This window comes from Paenibacillus sp. FSL H7-0942, from assembly GCF_045040715.1.
Classification (GTDB): Bacteria; Bacillota; Bacilli; order Paenibacillales; family Paenibacillaceae; genus Paenibacillus; species Paenibacillus amylolyticus.
Genome location: NZ_CP150279.1, coordinates 2839428 through 2860738 on the forward strand (window position 1 = coordinate 2839428; position 21311 = coordinate 2860738).

At 47.8% G+C, this 21311-nt stretch carries 19 protein-coding genes; 9 read left to right on the plus strand and 10 right to left on the minus strand.

Going from position 1 to position 21311, the window contains the following annotated elements:
- Positions 1 to 76: 76 nt before the first annotated feature.
- Complete coding sequence (locus tag MHI48_RS12945; protein ID WP_091034944.1) at positions 77 to 781, minus strand: O-methyltransferase; 705 nt, start codon at positions 779 to 781, stop codon at positions 77 to 79.
- A gap of 139 nt (positions 782 to 920) precedes the next feature.
- Between MHI48_RS12945 and MHI48_RS12950 the strand changes: the two genes are divergently transcribed.
- A complete protein-coding gene (locus MHI48_RS12950; protein ID WP_315939655.1) occupies positions 921 to 1817 on the plus strand; it encodes a LysR family transcriptional regulator in 897 nt (298 codons plus the stop codon).
- A gap of 117 nt (positions 1818 to 1934) precedes the next feature.
- Here MHI48_RS12950 and MHI48_RS12955 read toward each other — a convergent pair whose 3' ends face one another.
- Together MHI48_RS12955 and MHI48_RS12960 are read right to left on the minus strand one after the other, a co-directional pair.
- Positions 1935 to 2651, minus strand: coding sequence for a YoaK family protein (locus MHI48_RS12955; RefSeq protein WP_339784197.1), 717 nt, complete (start codon positions 2649 to 2651; stop codon positions 1935 to 1937).
- An 86-nt stretch (positions 2652 to 2737) separates the two neighbouring features.
- The gene (locus tag MHI48_RS12960; RefSeq protein ID WP_051449714.1) at positions 2738 to 3616 is read right to left on the minus strand and encodes a S9 family peptidase; all 879 of its coding nucleotides are present in this window, start codon (positions 3614 to 3616) and stop codon (positions 2738 to 2740) included.
- A gap of 245 nt (positions 3617 to 3861) precedes the next feature.
- On the opposite strand from MHI48_RS12960, the gene MHI48_RS12965 reads away from it, so the two are divergent.
- Together MHI48_RS12965 and MHI48_RS12970 are read left to right on the plus strand one after the other, a co-directional pair.
- On the plus strand, positions 3862 to 4605 hold the full coding sequence (locus MHI48_RS12965; RefSeq protein WP_036608962.1) for a GTP pyrophosphokinase family protein: 744 nt from the start codon (positions 3862 to 3864) through the stop codon (positions 4603 to 4605).
- Between the two features lie 6 nt (positions 4606 to 4611).
- On the plus strand, positions 4612 to 5847 hold the full coding sequence (locus MHI48_RS12970; RefSeq protein WP_036670630.1) for a multidrug effflux MFS transporter: 1236 nt from the start codon (positions 4612 to 4614) through the stop codon (positions 5845 to 5847).
- Between the two features lie 137 nt (positions 5848 to 5984).
- Here the strand turns inward: MHI48_RS12970 and MHI48_RS12975 are convergent, their stop codons facing one another.
- A complete protein-coding gene (locus tag MHI48_RS12975) occupies positions 5985 to 6635 on the minus strand; it encodes a hypothetical protein (RefSeq protein ID WP_036670632.1) in 651 nt (216 codons plus the stop codon).
- Positions 6636 to 6868: 233 nt separating this feature from the next.
- Here MHI48_RS12975 and MHI48_RS12980 point away from each other — a divergent pair, with 233 nt between their 5' ends.
- The 6 genes from MHI48_RS12980 (at position 6869) to MHI48_RS13005 (ending at position 14834) form a co-directional block, all read left to right on the plus strand.
- Complete coding sequence (locus MHI48_RS12980) at positions 6869 to 7867, plus strand: ABC transporter substrate-binding protein (RefSeq protein WP_084650154.1); 999 nt, start codon at positions 6869 to 6871, stop codon at positions 7865 to 7867.
- 168 nt (positions 7868 to 8035) lie between these two features.
- Positions 8036 to 8656 carry a flavin reductase family protein gene (locus MHI48_RS12985; RefSeq protein ID WP_036670635.1) on the plus strand — a complete coding sequence of 207 codons (621 nt, stop codon included), beginning with the start codon at positions 8036 to 8038 and terminating at the stop codon, positions 8654 to 8656.
- Positions 8657 to 8889: 233 nt separating this feature from the next.
- A complete protein-coding gene (locus MHI48_RS12990) occupies positions 8890 to 10044 on the plus strand; it encodes a type III polyketide synthase (RefSeq protein WP_340020153.1) in 1155 nt (384 codons plus the stop codon).
- A 108-nt stretch (positions 10045 to 10152) separates the two neighbouring features.
- On the plus strand, positions 10153 to 12399 hold the full coding sequence (locus MHI48_RS12995; RefSeq protein WP_405144210.1) for an MMPL family transporter: 2247 nt from the start codon (positions 10153 to 10155) through the stop codon (positions 12397 to 12399).
- Between the two features lie 191 nt (positions 12400 to 12590).
- Positions 12591 to 13610 (plus strand): dienelactone hydrolase family protein, encoded by a 1020-nt coding sequence (locus MHI48_RS13000; RefSeq protein ID WP_405144212.1) that lies wholly within the window; start codon positions 12591 to 12593, stop codon positions 13608 to 13610.
- 108 nt (positions 13611 to 13718) lie between these two features.
- Positions 13719 to 14834 (plus strand): rhamnogalacturonan acetylesterase, encoded by a 1116-nt coding sequence (locus tag MHI48_RS13005; protein ID WP_405144640.1) that lies wholly within the window; start codon positions 13719 to 13721, stop codon positions 14832 to 14834.
- 134 nt (positions 14835 to 14968) lie between these two features.
- On the opposite strand, the gene mnhG is transcribed toward MHI48_RS13005, so the two are convergent.
- From mnhG to MHI48_RS13035, 6 genes are read right to left on the minus strand one after another with little or no spacing between them, the layout of a single operon-like run.
- Positions 14969 to 15361: a monovalent cation/H(+) antiporter subunit G gene (gene mnhG, locus MHI48_RS13010; protein ID WP_405144214.1), complete on the minus strand. Its 393-nt coding sequence runs from the start codon at positions 15359 to 15361 to the stop codon at positions 14969 to 14971.
- Positions 15345 to 15629, minus strand: coding sequence for a Na(+)/H(+) antiporter subunit F1 (locus MHI48_RS13015; protein WP_017688855.1), 285 nt, complete (start codon positions 15627 to 15629; stop codon positions 15345 to 15347). Before MHI48_RS13015 ends, mnhG begins: the two co-directional genes overlap by 17 nt.
- Positions 15629 to 16105: a Na+/H+ antiporter subunit E gene (locus MHI48_RS13020; RefSeq protein WP_036608718.1), complete on the minus strand. Its 477-nt coding sequence runs from the start codon at positions 16103 to 16105 to the stop codon at positions 15629 to 15631. Before MHI48_RS13020 ends, MHI48_RS13015 begins: the two co-directional genes overlap by 1 nt.
- 6 nt (positions 16106 to 16111) lie before the next feature.
- On the minus strand, positions 16112 to 17590 hold the full coding sequence (locus MHI48_RS13025) for a Na+/H+ antiporter subunit D (protein WP_047842678.1): 1479 nt from the start codon (positions 17588 to 17590) through the stop codon (positions 16112 to 16114).
- On the minus strand, positions 17583 to 17921 hold the full coding sequence (locus MHI48_RS13030; protein WP_036608715.1) for a Na(+)/H(+) antiporter subunit C: 339 nt from the start codon (positions 17919 to 17921) through the stop codon (positions 17583 to 17585). Before MHI48_RS13030 ends, MHI48_RS13025 begins: the two co-directional genes overlap by 8 nt.
- Position 17922: 1 nt before the next feature.
- A complete protein-coding gene (locus MHI48_RS13035; RefSeq protein WP_405144642.1) occupies positions 17923 to 20877 on the minus strand; it encodes a Na+/H+ antiporter subunit A in 2955 nt (984 codons plus the stop codon).
- Between the last annotated feature and the right edge of the window lie 434 nt (positions 20878 to 21311).

Sequence of the window (21311 nt, forward strand, 5' to 3'; positions counted from 1 at the left end):
TGGTTCCCCCCAGTCTGCCTGTGCAGTGATTCCAGTTTAACAGGAAAGGGGAATTTGCGGAAGAATTGACCACTGTTTATTTTGGTTCAGGGGCATCAATCACACGAGCAATGACGAATCCATCGTAACCTTTGCTACCGACCGTTTGCAGTGCTGTAGCTTCAAGTCGAGGGTGATCCGCGATCAACTGCAGGAATGATCGAACGCCTTGAACTCTAGGGTCTGTGCTGTCTGTGCGGATCACTTCACCGTCTCTGACGATATTATCACCAATAATAAGACTCCCCGGCCGAGTCAGTCGCAGGGCCCATCTCAGATAATCGGGATTACTCGGTTTGTCAGCATCGATGAAGATCATATCAAACGGTTCCCTGTATTCTTCCTGAACATCGGGAAGGGTGGTAAGGGCAGGACCAACTCTCAGGTCAACCTTGTGCATCAGTCCTGCTCGTGTGAGATTGGCTCGGGCCAAGTCTGCATGGTGTGATTCCGATTCCAGTGAGACGATGCGTCCGTGTTCAGGCAGCGCTCTTGCCATCCAGATGGTACTGTATCCACCCAATGTGCCGATTTCAAGTACACGGGATGCACCTTGGATTTGCAGCAGGAGCTGAAGTAACTTTCCTTGATTCGGTGTTACGTCATGAGCAGGGAGTCCAGCTTCGGCATTGCTTTGCAGTGTATGTTCCAGCAGGGAATCTGATGGAATCAGCAGATCGTTCATGTAGTCGTCGACTTGAGTCCAGGTATGCTGTAGGTTGGTCGTATTTATATTTTTCATGTTCACATGTTCCTTCCCTTGTTCCTTGTATTGGATTTCATATTTCAACTATAAATGGATTTGATACATAAATAAAATATATATTATGTATGTTAATATATATTTAGATTATGTATTTGACGTGGAAGAGGTGTAACACATGAATCTGCATGGATTACGATTATTTCATGCCATCGTGAGATATGGCGGGGTCACTCGTGCCGCAGAGGAACTAAATATTAGTCAACCTGCGGTATCTTCTCAGGTGAAGAAGTTTGAACGTGAATTGGGAATCCAGCTTTTTGTTTCGGAGGGAAGAAGACTGGTGCTTACGGATGCGGGGATACAGTTAACAGGTTATGCGGAACGTCTGTTCATGCTGGAGCAGGATGTCGAGAATTTTGTGCAGGATTTTCGGGAGGGCAAGAAAGGACTGATCCGTCTTACGGCAACCTACTTGCCTTCAAATTTTCTGTTGCCGGGCTGGATTGCGCGGTTTAAGCAAATGCACGAGGATGTGGAGATTGTTGTGAGCACAACCAACACCCGGATGGCTTTTGACCAATTACTTCGTTATGAGGCAGAGATTGCAGTGTATGGTGGAAGTGGCATTACACATGCAGGTGTCCAATGGGATGAATTGTTTGACGATGAGATGTGGTTTGTTGTGCACCCTGACCATCCGTATGCGGGCAAAGAAATCGAGCTGCATGAGATGATGGCAGAACCGTTCATCATGCGTGAAGAAGGCAGCGCCACGCGTGAGCGACTCGTTTCCCTATGCACAACAAATAACCTGGCCGCTCCCCGCATTGCGCTTCAGTTCAACGGGCTGAACGAAACGATTAGTGCGGTGAAGGCAGGTTATGGGGCCAACTTTATATCTTCTTTGGTTGTGAAGGAGGATGTGCAGCAAGGCAGGCTCGCGCGTGTGTTCGTTCGAGGTGTGCAGCTGAGAAATACGGTTGCCGTATGTACACGAGCCGGGGAGGTATTATCACCTGCTGCACAGCATCTGGTCAAGCTTATCCGCCAAGAAGCTGCTTTGATGAAATAAATAGCGTGAATGTACTTAAAATAACTTAAAATACGTGTTCAAAAAGACCAGTTTTCAGTATCCTATAGCGGATTTTTGAACAGCCTCTTAAAAATGAATAGGTTGCTTCTTCGGCAATTAACTTTCGCTTTGTTGTGAAGTTCCCCATGCATGTAATCGGGCGTATAGGGTTATGCCGCCAATGATCAGGACAGGAATCCAGACTGCAATCATGGGCAAACGGTGGAATAACAATGCTGCTGCAATGACGCCGATCAAATAGATGACAACAGCAGCTGCACGAAGGTAGGAATCTGTGGACAAGGCTTTGGTTAACGATCGGATATTGGCATGTCGCAGCTTTTTGAGAATGCTTACGGTATCCTCAACCACAGCGGCCAAATTATTGGTGAGCACGGTTGTTGAGATGCCAGCAATGCCAATGCGGCGTGCCGCAGTTGTTTGCATCCCCATTGCAACGGCAAGGATGACAATTAACAGATAGGACAGTTGTTCTGAAAATGGACTAATCATGGTGATTGCGAACAGCAGAAGCAATATGCTTTCAACAGTGAACACTGCTGTGACCCTGGAAGACCAGCCATTTTTGGTCTGCACAGGTCCAACCATATGTGCTGCAATGGCATTGCCGGCAATAAAACCGATGAGAGCAAGCAATGACCGCAGCACAACAAATTCCTGAGCACGGGCAATGGCAATACCCAATAAAACAATATTTCCCGTCATATTGGCTGTAAGCACATGCCCGAGTCCCAGATATCCGATCAGATCCACCATTCCGGCAGTCATGCAGAGAAGCAGCATAGCGTATTTTTGGAGGGTGCTTTGATTCATTCTATCCGTCCTTTCAGAAAAACGTAGCCCCTCCAGTATACAGCCATAACGCATGATTCTTCAAAATGAAATTCATAGTGAAAGACTTAAGGTGCAGCGAGCCAATCAAACATATTGTTCACCGCTGACTGATGTATTTTCTCGTGAAAATGATGATCCTGCCCGCCATAAGCATGAAATGTGACATCCGCACCTTGGCGCTTAAGCCAGTGATACATTCGGGTTCCGTGACTATAATTCACTTGTGTATCTGATGTACCATGCATGATTAGCACGGGACAAGATAGTTTGTTCGCTTTCGACAAGGGAGAACGGGCGAGATAAGCTTCTGGAACCGTGCGTGGGGAACCACCTAGCACCCGTTTCAATGTACGCCTCAGGTCGGTTCGCTCATGGTAAGTGCGTTCCACATCGGAGACACCGCTCCAAAGAACTAACTTATGTACTTTGTCCGGTCCCTCATTATAGGCAGTTGCGGTATGTACAGCATTAATGGCTCCACGGGAGAACCCCATTAACGATATGCGAGTTGGGTCAACAAAGGGTAAACGCTGTATCAACCGGTAAGCGGCATGCACATCTTCGGCATCTTTTCCGCCATACTCGTCACGACCTTCACCGCCTTCGTTGCCACGATAGGATGGGGCGAACACGATATAACCTTTATGTACAAATTGCTCAAGCCAAACGGTATTTACCCCGCCATAGCTGCCAAGTCCGCCGCGACAATAGAGCAGAACTGGCCACTGTTCCGGTATGTTATCCGTATCATGCATTGTTGCAGCAGGATAATGGCTGGCGAGCGGTTGCAAATGTAGAGACTTATGTATGGAAGCGAGTTCCGGATAGGCAGAGGAGACAGAGCCGGGATGAGAAGTTTCATATGTCGTGATATCAGGTAATGAGCAACCTTGTGGCAGGTATAAATAAGCTTTAACCCGAAGTGTATCGGATGAATATGTCACTTGATAGAGCAGGAAAATCCACCTCTTTTATTAATAATAACAGGCCAAATGACAGGGATGCTTCTATAGGATGCGCGTAAAATAAGTTCCCATACCTTCCAGGCTGAATCACCAGCCCAAATGTGAGAAATTCGTTTATTGGCTCCATATGATTTATAATGGTTCAGGAGACATGTGGATTGACCGCTTGTCCTCATATTCATAAAACTAATTTTAGTGTGCAGAAAGAAAGGGAGAAAGCCATGATGAACGCTCCACATCCAATCGATCAATTCAAGAAATTCAAATATGAAATTACCAGATTTATGATGATCTATAAATTTGCTCTGGATCAAATGGAGACCAAGATTGAAGTCCTGAAGGAAGAATTCCAGTCTTTGCATGATTACAGTCCAATTGAACATACAAAGTCCAGACTGAAATCTCCTGAGAGCATTATGAACAAGATGTTCCGCAAAAATCATGAGTTAACGTTTGAGAGCATTAAGCAAAATATCAAGGATATCGCCGGGGTACGGATTACATGTTCCTTTATCTCGGATATCTATCGCATTAAGGATATGCTGTGCAACCAGAGTGATCTGCGTGTACTGGAGGTCAAAGACTACATCGAGAATCCAAAGCCAAACGGCTACCAAAGCCTTCACCTTCTGGTGGAAGTGCCTGTGTACATGTCCAATGGTGAGGAACGAGCATGTGTGGAGATCCAGATCCGTACAATCGCGATGGATTTCTGGGCGAGTCTGGAGCATAAGATTTTTTATAAATACAATAAGGATGTTCCCGAGCATTTGACGAGAGAGTTAAAGAGTGCGGCAGATTCGGCAAATGCGCTGGATCAACAGATGGAGCGACTTCACCGGGAAATTCAGGAGATTAAGGACGCCGATAACGAGCGGGATGAAGAAGAACTGCGCCGTATTATTATTAACAATCAACAGTTCACACTGCCGTCCAACCTGCTCAAGCTGTTGGGTAGCGGGGAGTAGTATTTGATGAAAAGTACACCAGCCTCATTGAACACAAACTCCACATCTCGTGTACGGATGGCTTTAATTCTGGGGACATTGTCGGCCTTCGGGCCGTTGTCCCTGGATATGTATTTACCCGCATTGCCCACGCTGGCTGATGAGTTTGGTTCATCTACATCGTATGCTCAACTCAGTCTGACGGCGTGTATGATTGGACTTGCGGTTGGACAGTTGCTTGCCGGACCTCTAAGTGATGTACGTGGTCGGCGAACACCGCTCATTGCAGGGCTTGTGCTCTATACGATCGCCTCCATACTTTGCCTGGTTAGCCCGACGATGGGCTCTTTTGTTGTGCTGCGGTTCATTCAAGGTGTAGCTGGAGCGGCAGGGATTGTCATCTCGCGCGCAATCGTCAGAGACGTATATTCGGGCCCGGAACTGACACGGTTCTTCTCTCTGTTAATGCTGATAAACGGCGTAGCCCCGATTGCTGCACCAATCATTGGTGGACAATTGTTGACATATACATCGTGGCGCGGCGTATTTATTTTGCTCAGCCTTATCGGTATACTGACGCTGTTGGCTGTCATTTTCGGTCTTGGAGAGACATTGCCTTCCAATCGCAGATCAAGCGGAGGATTGAAGCAGACATTACTTACGTTTCGCCAAATCGCGGGGGATCGTCAGTTTATGGGTTATGCGTTAACCCAAGGATTTGTAGCTGCTGGCATGTTTGCGTACATATCAGGTTCACCGTTTGTGCTTCAGAAAATATACGGGGTATCCCCGCAAATGTTCAGTGTATGCTTCGCCATTAACGGGTTAGGCATTATTCTGGCCAGTCAGATTGCCGGCAGACTTGCAGGAAAGGTATCAGAGACTCGCCTGTTAATCGCGGGGCTGCTAACCGCGGCGCTCGGAGGAACTTCATTGCTCATCGCCATTCTGGCTGGAGGTAATCTAATCTCTGTACTGATTCCGCTATTTTTGGTGGTATCCAGTGTTGGGTTGGTCAATACCGCGTCCTTCGCTTTGGCGATGGCCAATCAGGAGAAATCGGCTGGCAGTGCGTCTGCGCTTATTGGTGTGATGACGTTCCTGTTCGGTGGTATTGTCGCTCCCCTCGTAGGTCTCGGAGGAGAAGGAACAGCTGTGCCAATGGGAATCGTTATCGCGTGTGCTGATCTCGGTGCCTTGGTGATTTACTTCCTAATGGTCAGTAGAGGCGGGAAGCGCCAGAACGATCAAGTGTTGAGTTAAATGTACTGATTCTGTACACCTTGCGTTTATGGAGTCTTAGTAATGTAAAGGTACATCTGGATAAAAGGACGAAAAAGAGCCTCACTTGGAAGGAATTATGCTTCCAAGTGGGGCTCTTGCTGTAGGTAAGGACAGGTTTAGCAGAGCGCAAACAAAATCTGTGTATTGGACAGTATACCTGGCGTGAGGAATGGATAGAAGTACCCCACCACAAAACCAAACAGATTAATTGCAGGCCACATCAGGTAGACATCATTGTATGTGAAGACAAGGGACCACCGGTTATAGCAAAAGTTGGGCAGCGCACGTTCTTCGTTCTCTCGAGGTGCCGCTGCACCAGTCTGTGCAAATTGAACCGCTTGAGTGAGGCTTTGCGGCTGTTGCTGGAGGAAGAGCGGAAGCAGACCCGGGCTGCTTTTGATCAGGTTATACAAAAAAAGCATTTCTGCCGGAGGCTGACCTACCGGACGAGGATAGGCACTAAGTAGGGTGGGCAGGTTGCCTTGAGTCAGTTGCGCAGGTACGCCCGGTGCTGTACCCGGAATTGTACCTGGAATGCCTCCAGGGATATATGGACCGGGTCCTCCGCCTGGAATGTATGGAGGATAGGCGCCTTGACCGCCAGGGATACCAGGAAACGTCGGACCACCCGGTGTGCCGCCACCGCCACCTCCTGGGAACAGGGGAGGCAATTGAAAGGAACGGTCTTCTCCATAACTTAGATAAGGGTTATATTCGTAATACATGTACAGAACATCCTTCCTGTCGTCGTATTCTGCATTCAGCATATGGCGGCATCCGCCTATATGTGAATGCCGTCAAGAAGATTTTATATGATCGCCTCGCCACATAATCGAATTGACAACTGAACTGATAACAATTATCATTGTCAATGGAATCGGACAAATGTACATACGGATATTATATGTATCAATAATAGTTTCAATATTTTTGAACATTGAAATCTGTCACAATAACGCCGAATAAGGTTTTTATAATGAATTGAAAGGGGATATATCAAGTGTTTAAGAGAAATAAAAAGATGATCATGCTTCTAATGACGGTGATGGTTATGTCCATCTGGTTGGTCGCGTGTGGAACAAAAACGGCAGAGAATGGAGCAGCAGGAGAGAGCGAGACAACAACGGAGACAGAGACACAAACAGAAGCCGCTACAGAGCGCACATTAACAGATGCAATGGGACACGAAGTAACAATTCCCGCAAATCCGGAGCGCATCATCGCGTCTTATCTGGAAGACCATCTTGTTACACTCGGTGTTAAGCCAGCAGCACAATGGGCCATCAACAACGGCAGTGGTTTGCAGGATTATCTGCAAACCGATCTGAATGGTATACCTGGTATTGCAAGTGATCTACCTTTTGAAGCCATGGCCAGTTTCTCACCAGACCTGATTATTATGGGTTCTGAAAGTACAGTTGAAGGGGAGAAATACGAACAGTACAACAAAATTGCCCCTACTTATGTACTCGGAGATGAGGTCAACAAGGACTCGCGTCAGGCTCTGCTCAAGATCGGCGAGCTTCTGAACAAATCGGATGTAGCGCAGAAGGCGCTTGACGATTATGATGCCAAGGCAAAGGAAATCAAAGAAAAAGTAACTGCTGTTACTGGAGGAACAAAGTCGGCCGCAGCGTTGTGGTTGTTCAATAACAAGTTTTATGTTGTAAGCAACAATGTTTCCAGTGGTGAAGTGATGTACAACGAACTTGGACTTGCAGAGCCTAATGTTGTGAAGGAAGCATCTGCGAAGGCAACGGGTAACTGGTCTGAGATTTCATTGGAGAAGATCGCGGAAATGGACACAGACTATCTATTCCTGGTGAACAGTGACAAGGGAGCAGGCTCAGAAGCGCTGAAAGATGCCGTATGGCAGAGCATTCCTGCTGTAAAGACAGGTAATGTCTTTGAATTCACCCGGTCCAGTAGCTGGTTGTACAGCGGAGTTCAAGCGAACCTTCAAATTATGGAAGACATTCAGAACAGCATCGTTAAATAAGAAATAGCCAATACGAAATGGCATGTTCAAACTCCTTGGTGCAGTGGGCACCAGGGAGTTTTTTTTGTTAATTTAGCATTTTACGATATATAATAAATATGAGTGTGTTATCGTGTCCTGAAGTGAAATTGACACTTGTTACACGAGCATGGAAGGGGATATTTACATATGTATACATTGGATCCACGTGAAATAACGGGAAGAGACAACTATAAACTGATGAGTGGTTCGGTGGTACCACGCCCAATTGCTTTTGTGACGACACTTTCAGATAAGAATGGTGTAATTAATGCAGCGCCTTTTAGTTTCTTTAATGTGGTTAGTTCGGACCCACCGCTGTTATCCATATCTATTGCACGTAAAGACGGTATCATGAAAGATACTGCACGTAATGTGATTGCTCATCAAGAACTGGTCGTGCATATCTGTGATGAAGCAATCATAACAGAAGTGAATGAGACAGCAGCCATACTGGAACCCCACGAAAGTGAGCTTGAGCGGACAAAACTGACTACAGTGCCAAGTACCAAGGTTGCTGTGCCAGGAATTCAGGAAGCACTCATCCGGATGGAGTGTGAGCTGTATCAGCACATTCCGATCACGAATGATGAGGGCAAACCGGTGAGTGACCTGCTGCTGGTACGCATTGTACAGTATCATTTCAGCGAACAAGTCTACAATCCGGACAAGGGCTATATCCTGATGGATCATTTGAAACCAGTCAGCCGACTGGCGGGTAATGATTATGCCAAACTTGGGGAGAGATTTACTATAATTCGACCTGAATAGTTTTGACAGATCGAACATGTAATAAGGAATGGGTTTAATCCGGTAGCAAAGGCGGACAGCACGTGCGAAACTCGCATATGTTGTCCGCCTTTGCTTGTTAATATGAACATAAACAGGACAGGTAGTGAATAGACTTGTACTATATCCTGCACATATGTCATATGAACCTATTTTATATATAGGTTGTTTAAAAAGCCTAATTTTGAACACGTACGATATAGGAGGTTAAGCCGATGAACCAGCTTGAGGCAACAACTGGGGCAAGTATTATGGGAATAGGAACGGCGTGGCCTGCCCACCGTATTGAGCAAAAGGATGTGTCTGCCCGTCTCGCACAGGCGCTGGAACATGAGCCGGATGCGAGAAGATGGGCGAAGCGAATCTTTAATCAGTGCGGTGTGGAGACTCGTTATACATGTGAACCGAATCTGCTTGAGCCTGTGGAGGCTTGCCGATATTTACCCTTTACTTCTGTGGAGGAAGTCCCGACTACAGCCGAGCGTATGGCAAAATACAAAGCTGCTGCTGTTCCACTTGGTCTGGAAGCGGCCGAACAGGCCCTTCAGGATGCAGACATATCCTCCTCGGAACTTACACATCTCATTACGGTGAGTTGCACGGGGCAATTCCTGCCCGGACTTGATGTTCGGCTGATCCAACAGCTTGAACTGTCACCGCAGATCAACCGGATTCCACTGGTGTTTCAAGGATGTGCAGCCGGTCTGAAGGCGATCCAACTGGCGAATTCCATTGTAACTACAGATCAGAAGGCTACGGTTCTCATCGTGTGTGTGGAACTATGTACACTTCACTTTCAGCCATCTGCCAAACGGGACGACCTGTATGCAGCATCATTCTTCGGAGACGGCGCCTCTGCCTGTGTTATTGGTGCGTCTGGAACAGACCGCAATGAATGTTTTCGACTAGGCCGAGGGCACTCAACGCTGCTCCCGGATTGTGCAGAAGAAATGATCTGGGAAGTGGGCAATACAGGCTTTGATCTCTACCTGTCACCACAGATTCCGAAGCTGCTTGGTTTGCATCTCGGTCCAGAGGTAGAACGGTTGCTGGAGGGGAGCGGTTTACCGGAAATATGGGCGATCCATCCGGGAGGCAGAGGCATCGTGGATGCCGTTCAGAAGCTGTATCAGTTGACAGATGAGCAGGTCTCCTACAGCCGAAACATCCTGCGGGATTATGGCAACCTGTCGTCCGTGACGATTCTTTTTGTTCTTCAAGCCATCCGTGAGGATTACAGACAGAAGGAAGAGCATTCCAGTGGGATAGCGCTGGCCTTTGGCCCGGGACTGACGGCAGAGTTACTTCCTTTTACATACATCCCTGCCCCCATTGCGAACAGAACACCTGTGAATCATGGCATTCAATAGTTCGCGAACCCGAGTGAAGGAGATATACACCGTAAGTGTATGAATGTGCTTATGATCTTACCGATGAACATAATCGAATGACTAATCTGATCGCAGAGGAGCTAAGGTATGGGTTATCGCAGACTTGCTGCCTTCATCAGCCGATATCCTCGGTTCATTATTCTCTGCTGGGTATTTATCATCGGGATGTCAGCGGTCTGGGCGTGGAAGTTACCTGACATTGTTCAGGATCACGGATTAAAACGGGTTCACGGGGATGCGCAAGCGGTTGAACTTGTTCTGGAGGACGAATTCGGATCTCCTGCTGATCCGATTATTCTGGTTTTTGAGAAAAAGGAAAATACCTCGCCGTTACAGTTCCGGCAGTGGATCAAGGATCGTTTGACACAGGTTCAAGTGTTGTCTGCGGTAACCTCTATCACGTCCCCTCTGGATGCTAGCGAAAGAGTGACGCTGCAAGGCCAAAGGGCATATGCCCTTGTGAAAATGGATGTGCCCGCGCATCAGATGGGTCCCCCACTGGAGCAGTTGCGCGCCGTGCTGGCAACAGACGGTCCAGGTACGGTGCAATTGACGGGAAAGGCAGTCGTGCAGCAGGATGTCAATCATCTGAGCTTTCGTGATCTGGAACGGGCAGAGATGGTGGGCCTGCCGATTGCCCTGATCGTTTTGTGTTTTGCATTCAGGGGGCTATATGCCGCGTTGATTGCTGTCATGATGGGGATCAGTGCTGTGATTACCGCTATGGGAGTCACGACACTCCTTGGTTATCATCTGGAATTGTCCAACTTTATCATTAATGTGATTCCCATGGTGGGTATGGCACTGAGTATAGACTTTGCCCTGATCATCCTGAGCAGGTACAGGGAAGAAGTCCAGCGGGCCTATGAAGATGAAGGCAAAGCTAATGTTACGGGCAGTAGCCTGGATATGCAGAGCGAGGTTTTGCGGAGCGAGATTCTTCAGCGAACATTGCGTACAGCAGGCAGAGCGGTGTTATTCTCGGCAGCCTGCGTGCTCCTTGGGTTGCTGGGTCTGCTCTGGATCAGACTGCCGATGTTTCTGAGTGTCTCCTTGGGGGCTATTATTGTTCTGCTCCTATCGCTACTGTTAAATGTTACGCTGCTGCCAGCTCTGCTATCACTGTCTGCGGATCGGGTCTTCAGGCGAAAGTCAGTTCATTCGTTACCTAGAGGTTCAGTCTGGCATCGATGGTCATCGATGGTCATGAAACGACCAGTTAGTATGACCATTGGAGGTACGGTTGTGCTGCTCCTGTGTGTTTATCCAGTGACCCGGTTGGAATTGTCCGTCCCGGATGCCTCTTCACTGCCAGAGAGAATGGAGTCCCGCCAAGCAGCAGAGCAGTTGCAACATGATTTGGGGCAAAAGAATACCTCCGCCATCGAGATTGTGATTGGCGGACAGCAGGAACTGTTGACTTCCTCTCACTGGCAGATGGCCCACAACAAAGCCCGTCAACTACTGCAGGACTCAGACGTATTGAGCATTGTTTCACCATGGGGCCTATTACAGCCGAATCAAACGGACTCGCAGAGCCTTTTTCAAATTCCACCGTCGGCGCTAACTCCTTCCATAGAAGGCAAGGAGTCAACCAGGACGACATGGCTGCGTTCAACGGTCTCTGACCATTCCATACGATTGATAGCCACCGTGCACGGGGAGCCTGGTTCGGAACAGGTTGCAGACTGGCTGGAACGAATGAGGAATAGCGATCATGCACCAGGTTCCAACAACGTAAAACTACGTTATGGTGGGGAAGCTGCCAAGCAGTATGAAATAATGCAGGAAGTCACAAGTCAACTGCCCAAAGTGCTGGTATTTGTAGTGGTCACCAATTATCTTGTGTTACTGGCGGCATTCCGATCGATGCTCATTCCAATCAAGGCAATTCTGATGAATCTGCTCAGCTTAGCCGCTTCATTTGGCATATTGGTGTGGGTGTTCAATGAAGGACATCTAGGTATGGAGCCGTCAGCCATTGCCATTATGATTCCTGTATTCATTGCAGGATTGGTGTTTGGCATATCCATGGATTATGGTGTGTTTATGCTGACCCGTATCCAGGAAGTGTATAGACGAACCGGAGACAGTGATGTGGCTGTCCAACAGGGATTGGCTTCTACAGGCCGTCTGGTTACCTCCGCAGCGGCAATTCTGCTTGCGGTGACCGTGCCGTTTGCTTTTGCTGAAGTCGCAGGTGTGAGGCAGTTAGGGATCGGAATCACGGCAGCGGTGTTGATTGACGTTACATTAATCCGTCTAATACTGGTACCTGCATTGATGAAATTAATGGGCAGGTGGAACTGGTGGCTGCCAGGTCAGATGAAATGAAGGGTATTTCCGTAACCTGTCTTCAGGTTGGAGATATCCTTTTTTTGGCTAGAAATCATGTGATTCCATTCAAAACAGGCAAACATGTTCAATTCATGGGAGATCTAGATGTTCTATAATGGATGGGATTAATTCCATATGACAGTCTTTTATCTACGTTATCCTACGAAAAACAGGAGGGACACAGGCCCATGTCTGATATTGAAGCCTATCTACAACAACAAACGAATCTTCGTGGTCGTTCCGCGTATCATCCAGATCAACCCCTGGAGTTATGGCGCAGTCAGTTACGTACACGTGTGAAAGAACGGCTGGGAGGTTTTCCCACGATGGCGGCCGCACTGAATCCTGTCTTACTGGAGCGCATTACATGTGACGGATATATTCGGGAGCGGATTGAAATCACGACCTATGCAGGACTTCGCATGCCAGTGTATTTATTAATTCCGGGTGATGGAAGCATTACCGAAAACAAGAGACCTGCTATCGTTGCTTGTCATGGGCATGGCTACGGTAGCCGAGAGATATCGGGTATGGAACCGGATGGGTCACTACGGACAAGCGAGCCCGGATTACACAAGGACTTTGCAGTAGCTCTTGTGAAGCGTGGTTATGTGGTTGCGGCTCCAGAGTTGCTCGGATTTGGTGATCGAAGATTGGAAGAGGACCGCGATGCGCCACCAGGGGTAAGCTCCTGTACGAAGATTGCTGCGCATCTGCTCATGGTGGGGAAGACCCTCGCCGGTCATAGGGTGTATGAAACAACACGTGTATTGGATTATGTATCGACCCGGCCAGAAGTGGATTCGGAGCGAATTGGAAGCATGGGTATCTCGGGTGGTGGGCTGGTGACCGCATTTACAGCCGCGTTGGATGAACGGTTCAGGGCAACTGTGGTAAGCGGTTATGCAAATACATTCCAGGGCAGCATACTGGATCGGAACCATTGTCTCGACAACTATGTGCCAGGTATCCTGCGTGAAGCGGAGTTGCCGGATCTCATCGGCCTGATTGTGCCTAGGCGACTTTTTATTGAAGCCGGAAGTGATGATCAGGTGTTCCCCATCCATGCAGCGAGAGAGGCGTATGTCCGTTTGACACACATATATGAGCAGGCGGGAGCATCAGAATCACTGGATGCGGATTTCTTTACCGGTGGACATGAGATTAGCGGAGCGAAGGCTTATGACTGGCTTGATCAAGTTCTGTGAAGTTGTGCATCATGCACTAATATAATTCTGATTCGAGAGGAGAAATTAGTGATGAAATGGTCAATATCGGTAAAGCTTCTGCTCTGTTTTATTCTGTTTGCAAGTACAATGGGCATCGGTTTGGGAAGCAGTGGAGGGCAAGTCGCCGAAGCGGCAACGGACAATTACAGATTTGACTTTGGTTCGGGTGGTGTTGAGAGCGGTTACACAGGCGTGTCCGCAGGAGATGCTTATACGCCTACGAAAGGTTATGGCTTCAACACACCTGCACAGATGAGGAATGTGTCTGCCTCAGGAAGCGGGGTTAAGAGTGACGCTGTGCAGTTTCTGACTTACGGCACCAAGAGCACCAATACTTTCAATGTGAATCTGTCCAATGGCCTATATGAAGTTAAAGTGGTCCTGGGCAATACTGCCAGAGCGAGTGTGGCTGCAGAAGGTATCTACCAGATCATTAATATGACGGGCAACGGGGCAACGGACCAGTTTCAAATTCCGGTGACTGACGGGCAATTAAACCTGCTGGTTACAGAAGGAAAGACAGGCACCGCCTTCACACTTAGTGCACTTGAAATCCGGAAGTTATCCAATCAAACCGTTACCAACCGCACGATCTACATTGGTGGTGACTCAACAGTTTGCAATTACTATCCGCTAGGTAGCAGTGTACAAGGAGGTTGGGGACAGTTGTTTCCGTCCTATGTGAACAATTCCACCTTCCAGGTTCGAAATATGGCGTCAAGTGGTCAATTTGCGAGAGGTTTCCGCGATGATGGTCAGATGGAAGCGATTCTCAAGTATATCAAGCCGGGAGATTATTTTATTTTGCAATTCGGAATTAACGATACCAATGCCAAGAACAATACAACGGAGGCGCAGTTCAAGGAGATTATGCGGGATATGGTACGTAAGGCGAAGAACAAAGGAGCAACAGTGATCCTCTCCACGCCTCAGGGCCGGGCAACAGATTTTAATACAGCCAATGTGCATCAAGCGGAGAACCGCTGGTACAATCAATCCACACGTGCACTCGCTCAGGAAGAGGGGGTTACCCTTGTTGAACTGAACAAGCTGAGTTCTGCCTATTTCACGTCTATTGGTCCTGCCGCAACACTTGCTCTGTATATGACAGGGGATAGTCTGCATCCGAATCGTCAAGGGGCTAAGGAGCTTGCGCGTATTGTGGCTGCGGATCTGAGAAGACAGGGACTGAATGGATTCTGACTTTACTACTTAATCAGTCTGCATAATCAGTGCTTGATATGATCCGTGTATGCAAAATAAACAAATACTCCCGGGAACATGCCGCGAAAAGGGCGGCTGATCCTCGGGGGTATTTGTTATGCTTAGGCTGGGGATTACTCCATCATATCCTTGGCTTCATGGTTCACTTTTTTTCCTTTTAACAAGGGTTCCAGTTCATCTTGCACGCTCTGCTCCCACAGTGGTACATCTGTGCGATAGGCGGCCCGACCATTCAGATGTCCGGCGACCGGAGCCGTGATGAATACAAACAGGATACCTAACAACAAGCGGGCACTGATATAGTTATCGAAATACCAGAAATGGAAAAATGTAGCGCTTAATACACAGAACACTCCAAGTGTCATACTTTTGGTTGCGGCATGGGCACGTAGATATACATCAGGCAGACGAATAAGTCCGAATGCACTGAGTGCACTGAGTAGTGCACCGAGCAGTACGAGTAGACCTATAGCGGTTTCAGCGGCTACTTTAACGATCTCCATCATTTTTGAATACCGCCCCCCGTTCAATATAACGTGCAAATGCCACTGTACTTAGAAAAGCCAAAATGCCAATCAGCAAGATAATATCCAGATAGGCCTGAGTTTGTAGCATCATCGAAAGAACAGCAACGATGGCAATCACATTGATACCGATGGTATCCAGTGCCGTGATCCGATCAGCCATGGATGGTCCCCGAAGCACCCTGTACAAGCAACCCAGAATGGCTAAGGAGAGAATGAGCAATGAGATGAACAACAGTGAGGATAACATTAACGCGTCACCTCCATAATTGCTTTTTCGAATGTATTTTGGATATCATCTCTCATTTTCTGTTCATCCTTGATATCCAGTGCGTGAATAAACAGTTTACGTTGATTACCCGAGATCTCAAGCGGCAGAGAACCTGGTGTCAATGAGATGAGTAAGCAGAGCAGAGTAACTTCCCAATCCGAGGACAATTGAGTTTTATACGTAAAAATACCGGGCCTTATATCGAGCTTAGGCTTGATAATCTGGCGTATAACCTCAATGCTGGCTCGCACCAGTTCCTTGAACAGCAGTGTAATTAGTTTGAAAATGGCCCAGACTCGCACAATATAGAAGCGCTGGGGGAAGAATCTGCGCATCCCCCCGATGAGAAGCAGTCCGAGCAGGTAACCTATGAGAAAACCAACACCATTCCAGGCGTTGTTCAGAAACATCCATACAAAAGCAATGATAAGATTCAGTACAATCTGAAAGGCCATAGACATCTACTCCTTCAATACGGCATCAATATAAATATTGGGATGCAGTAGAATATCGCCTGCGCGGGAGGTCAATTGGAACATGCCTTCAGCCCCCACACCCATTACGATGATGAATACAAACAGAATTCCGGCAGGAATCAGAAGGCCGTTCACCGCGTAAGGGCGTCTTGTAACCCCGGCAGGCGGTTCGCCCCAGAACGCTTGTATGAAGATACGAAGTACCGAATATAACATCAACAAGCTCGAAAGCACCGCAATGCCGGTAAGACCATACAAGCCTGCCTGCAAGCCTCCTTCAAAGAGAAGCAACTTCCCCGGAAATCCACTAAATGGCGGCAAGCCTGCCAAGGCAAGTGCACTAATGAAGAACATCCAGCCGAGCAGCGGATAGCGATGGATTAACCCGCCCATGTTATCAAGTTTGGATGTTCCGGCAACAGCGATCAAGGCACCGCCGAGCAGGAAGAGCAATGTTTTGATCAACATATCATGCAGCATATAGAAGAGCAGACCTTCCAGTGCAGGGCGACTGGCCGCGGCCATACCAAAAGCGACAAACCCTACACCTGCGACCACGTTGTAGATGAGAATCTTGTTTACATCGCGGTATGAGATCGCACCGATGACACCCAGGACCATCGTTGCTCCAGCCATCCATCCGATTAGTGCATGGAAGAAATCAGGATCATGATAGAAGATCAGTGTGAATGTTCGCACAATCGCGTACAAGCCAACCTTGGTAAGCAATCCTGCGAACAATGCAGTGACAACAGCAGGTGGTGCCGCATAAGAGCCCGACAGCCAGAAGAACAGGAACAGTCCGGCCTTGATGCTAAATACGATCAGAAAGAGAACAGCAATTAAGGTAATGACTCCGCTCTGTCCCACTTCAGCAATTTTGACGGACAAATCTGCCATGTTCAGTGTACCAGTTATGGAGTAGAGGAAGCCGATGGAAGCGACAAAAAGAGCTGAAGAAACGATGTTAATCAAGACATATTTGATCGTTTCCCGAAGCTGTCTTTCCGTACCTCCCAATACGATTAGTGCATAGGAAGAGATGAGCATCAGTTCAAAGCTGACAAACAAATTGAACAAATCTCCGGTTAGGAATGAACCGTTAACGCCCGCGATCAGAAAATGAAAGAACGGATAGAAGTGGTGCTCTTCCCGCTCCTTGTTCACACTGCGGAACGCATACAACAGACACGCCAGTGCAATGATGGAAGCGGCGACGACAAGTAGCGCCGATACCATGTCCGCAACAAGCACAATACCATAGGGAGGTGCCCATCCACCCATATTAAGCGTTAGAACTCCAGTCTGAGCTACCCGCGTAATGAGTATTGTTGAGACCGCTGCTGTAAACAAAAGTCCAATGACACTAATGATCCGCTGGATATTTATTTTTCGGAAAAATAGCAGAGCCAGAACACCTGTAATCAAAGGCAACAGAATGGGCAGAACGACGAGATTATTCATATGGGCGCCCCCTTACTTCTTCCATATCGTCTGTTCTCAGCTTCAGATAAGAACGATAGGAGAGAACAAAGAAGAACGCAGTGAGTCCAAAATTGATAACAATCGAAGTTAGTATCAAAGCCTGAGGAAGAGGATCGACATAACGTTCAGCCATCTCCCCAAGCAGCGGTGGTGCCCCAGTTTTGAGACGTGACATGGTGATCAAGAGCAGATGCACGCCATGGGTTAGTATGGACATGCCAAGTACGATACGGAGCAGGCTCCGCGACAAGATTAAAAAGACGGCAACCGCAAACAGAATGCCAACGGCTACACACATCAATATTTCCATATCAGCGATCCTCCCCGATCTGTAGAATGATGGTCATGGTGACACCCAGGACAGCGAGATACACGCCAAGATCAAACAGCATGGCCGTGGCGAGTTCTGTCTCTCCCAGCAAAGGAAGTTCGAAATAGCCGAAGGTTTGACTTAGGAACGGAACTCCAAATATAAATGAACCCGCACCCGTCAGTAAGGCTATACCCAATCCGATTCCTGTTAGAATACGGAAGTCAACCGGTAACGCTTTGCGTATCGTATCTGTACTGAATGCCAGGGCAATCAATACGAGCGCTGCCGCTGTGACCAAGCCGCCGATGAAACCTCCGCCCGGATTGTGGTGACCTGCAAAGAAGAGGTGCATGGCAAACGTCAGTATGATGAACACAACAACCTTGGTGGTCGTTTGTAGCAATACATCATTACTCTGCAAGGGGACAGTATCCCACGAGGATGAGCTGCGTTCCCGGTTACCATACTTTTTCGTATTGTCCGCTTCATCATCCAGAGCAGGTTCGGAATCCTGACTCTCGTTCTTCTTACGGAACTTCAAGCGGGCTCCAAGATCTTTTGCTTCGAGGTTCAGATTAATCATGGAGTAGATAGATAACGAAGCAACGCCAAGCACCATAATCTCCAATAATGTATCGAAGCCACGGAAATCTACCAGCAACACGTTCACGACATTTTTACCACCAGCTGAGTCATAGGCTTCCTGAAGGAAGAAAGTAGAAATGCTGTCCAGTGAGGCTGTTCCGCTTGCGGCCAATGCAACAAAAGTCATCACGATCCCGACTGCAATCGCTACGATCATATTTACCGTGAGATAACTGCGGCTTGATTTGCCACGTTGAAGCTCAGGCAGATGGTAGAAGCAGAGCAGGAACAGTGCAACAGATACCGTCTCAACAATCATCTGTGTCAACGCCAGATCTGGCGCCCGGAAGAGTACAAACAGTAGGGTTACGAGATAACCAACCGCTCCGGTCATAATGACTGCTGACAGTCTGTTCTTGGCAAAAGGAATCGAAACTGCAGCACCGATGAGCGTGACTAGCAGTACCACCTCATAAAATGAGAAAGGTGCATTGCCCTGCAGATTCCAGCTAATATTTTCTCCTGAACGGAAGAAGGCATAGACCAGCAACGCGACCGTGAATGAGAAAATGTAAACGAGATAATTACGAACCGAGCCATTCATATAGGCTTCCGTCCATTTGCGTGCATAATGCTGAAGATTATCAAGCACGACATGGTACATATTGTTAATTGTTAATCCTTGTGGATAATGCTCATAAATATTCCTCCATCGTGGCAACAGCTTGTAGAGAGTGATTCCGAGAATCACAACTCCGATTGTCATAATCAGTTCCGGAGTCCATCCATGCCACAGGGAGAAATGTACATCGAAGCGCTCATTCCCATTCAAGAGGGATGGAAGCACAGCGGCCATTGCCGGTTCAATCAGTGATCCGGCCAGCAGATTCGGGAAGAGTCCGAATACAACGACAAGAACACCTAGAACAACAGGCGGAATAAGCATGCCAGCGGGCGCTTCGTGCAGCTTCTCGGCAGGGATCTCGCTTTGGCTACGACCGAGGAATGTTTTGAACACGATAATAAGCGCATAGATCAGGGTAAACACACTTGCAAGCCAAGCGAATACCGGCAATAGAACACTCCAGGAGCCAAGTCCAAAGATTCGTAGATGCGTGACTTCCACCATCGCCTGGAAGAATAACTCCTTGCTCAGGAATCCGTTGAAGGGCGGAATACCCGCCATGGCAAGTGAGCCGATCAATGCTACGGTGAATGTGATTGGCATGAATGAAGCAAGTCCACCGAGCTTCCGTATGTCACGTGTACCCGTTTCATGATCAACAATCCCTACGACCATGAACAGAGCGGCCTTGAAGGTTGCATGATTAAACAGGTGAAGTAGCGCAGCGGTTATTGCCACAGTGTACATCGCAGAGGATTCGCCATATCCGAAGTAGAGAGCAGCAGATCCAACCCCTAAGAGGGACATGATCAGACCAAGTTGAGAGATGGTCGAATAGGCAAGAATCGCTTTGAGATCGTTTTTTTTCACCGCCAGGAATGATCCATAACACAAAGTCAGAAGACCAACGCCAGTAACGAGCCAGAACCAGAGTCCCTGTCCACCGAAGATTGGTGTAAACCGTGCGACAACGTACAGTCCGGCCTTGACCATGGTGGCTGAGTGAAGATAGGCACTAACAGGTGTCGGAGCTTCCATGGCATCCGGCAACCAGATATGGAACGGGAACTGAGCTGACTTGGTGAAAGCTCCAATCAGGATCAAGATAAGTGCGGGTAGAAATAGTGCGCTTTCCTGAAACTGACCCAATCCTGTAATGGTTGCACGAATACTGAATGTTCCTGTAATGAGATACATCATCATGAATCCGGTAAGCATGGCGAAACCGCCAAATACCGTAATCAGGAATGATTTTTGTGCTCCTGAAGTCGAGGCTTTACGTTTGTAATGGAATGCAATCAACAGGAATGACGTAATACTGGTCAATTCCCAGAATCCGTAGAGCACGATCATATTATCAGACAGTACCACGCCCAACATGGCTCCCATGAACATCAACAGATACAGGTAGAAACGGTTCAGCGCTTCTTTCATATCCATGTAGAAGATGGAGTAGAGAACAACGAGGACACCGATTCCGGTGATTAGCAGTGTCAACATGAGGCTCAGACCGTCCAGATACAGATTGAATCCAATGTCCAGTGAAGGGATCCACGGGATATTTCCGGATACGGTATTGCGCTGTGACACAGCGGGTATGAGACTCGCAAAGTATACAAATAATAGTGCCGGGACAAGGAGAACCGGCCATCCCAAATGTAATTTACGGAAGAAACGATGCAGCATGGCAAGAAGAATGCCAGCGGCAAAAGGCAGAATAACAGCAACATGAAGCAGGCTCAACATTACACCCCCAATGTTTAGTATTTCGATTACTCTCTCTGTGACATACAGGCGCATGATCCTTTGAAGGATATGCTTGCTCTCTATATTCATAACCCAAGTATGTATATACAGAATCGTGTCTATTCTTTGAATGGAAGAAACACGGTGAAGATTTCAGTATAATATTGTATGGGCATGTATAATAAAAAAACACACAAGTTCCGATAAATATGAAAACGATTAGGGCGTGTCTGAAACTCCGAAGAAGCAGATTTTGCCGAATTTTCGTTCCAAGCCAGGAAGTTTTCCGCAGGCGTGCCGGGGCACGTCAAGGGAAAGTGACGCAGCAGGGGGCGAAAAGGCGGTAAAAGATGCACTTCAGCGAGTTTTGAGACACGTCCGAGGTGACATTCCGTGTACTCTTTACAGCATAGTTATGTTGAGAAGCAAGA

Bases quoted from the DNA above. Each gene is read 5' to 3' on its own strand.
- MHI48_RS12970 (WP_036670630.1), top strand. From the start codon at position 4,612: ATGAAAAGTACACCAGCCTCATTGAACACAAACTCCACATCTCGTGTA.
- MHI48_RS12965 (WP_036608962.1), top strand. From the start codon at position 3,862: ATGAACGCTCCACATCCAATCGATCAATTCAAGAAATTCAAATATGAA.
- MHI48_RS13030 (WP_036608715.1), bottom strand. From the start codon at position 17,921: ATGGAAATATTGATGTGTGTAGCCGTTGGCATTCTGTTTGCGGTTGCC.
- MHI48_RS13025 (WP_047842678.1), bottom strand. From the start codon at position 17,590: ATGAATAATCTCGTCGTTCTGCCCATTCTGTTGCCTTTGATTACAGGT.
- MHI48_RS13005 (WP_405144640.1), top strand. From the start codon at position 13,719: ATGGGCATCGGTTTGGGAAGCAGTGGAGGGCAAGTCGCCGAAGCGGCA.
- MHI48_RS12950 (WP_315939655.1), top strand. From the start codon at position 921: ATGAATCTGCATGGATTACGATTATTTCATGCCATCGTGAGATATGGC.
- mnhG (WP_405144214.1), bottom strand. From the start codon at position 15,361: ATGATGGAGATCGTTAAAGTAGCCGCTGAAACCGCTATAGGTCTACTC.
- MHI48_RS12995 (WP_405144210.1), top strand. From the start codon at position 10,153: ATGGGTTATCGCAGACTTGCTGCCTTCATCAGCCGATATCCTCGGTTC.
- MHI48_RS12990 (WP_340020153.1), top strand. From the start codon at position 8,890: ATGAACCAGCTTGAGGCAACAACTGGGGCAAGTATTATGGGAATAGGA.
- MHI48_RS13015 (WP_017688855.1), bottom strand. From the start codon at position 15,629: ATGTTATCCTCACTGTTGTTCATCTCATTGCTCATTCTCTCCTTAGCC.
- MHI48_RS12985 (WP_036670635.1), top strand. From the start codon at position 8,036: ATGTATACATTGGATCCACGTGAAATAACGGGAAGAGACAACTATAAA.
- MHI48_RS12955 (WP_339784197.1), bottom strand. From the start codon at position 2,651: ATGAATCAAAGCACCCTCCAAAAATACGCTATGCTGCTTCTCTGCATG.
- MHI48_RS13020 (WP_036608718.1), bottom strand. From the start codon at position 16,105: ATGGCCTTTCAGATTGTACTGAATCTTATCATTGCTTTTGTATGGATG.
- MHI48_RS12945 (WP_091034944.1), bottom strand. From the start codon at position 781: ATGAAAAATATAAATACGACCAACCTACAGCATACCTGGACTCAAGTC.
- MHI48_RS12975 (WP_036670632.1), bottom strand. From the start codon at position 6,635: ATGCTGAATGCAGAATACGACGACAGGAAGGATGTTCTGTACATGTAT.
- MHI48_RS13000 (WP_405144212.1), top strand. From the start codon at position 12,591: ATGTCTGATATTGAAGCCTATCTACAACAACAAACGAATCTTCGTGGT.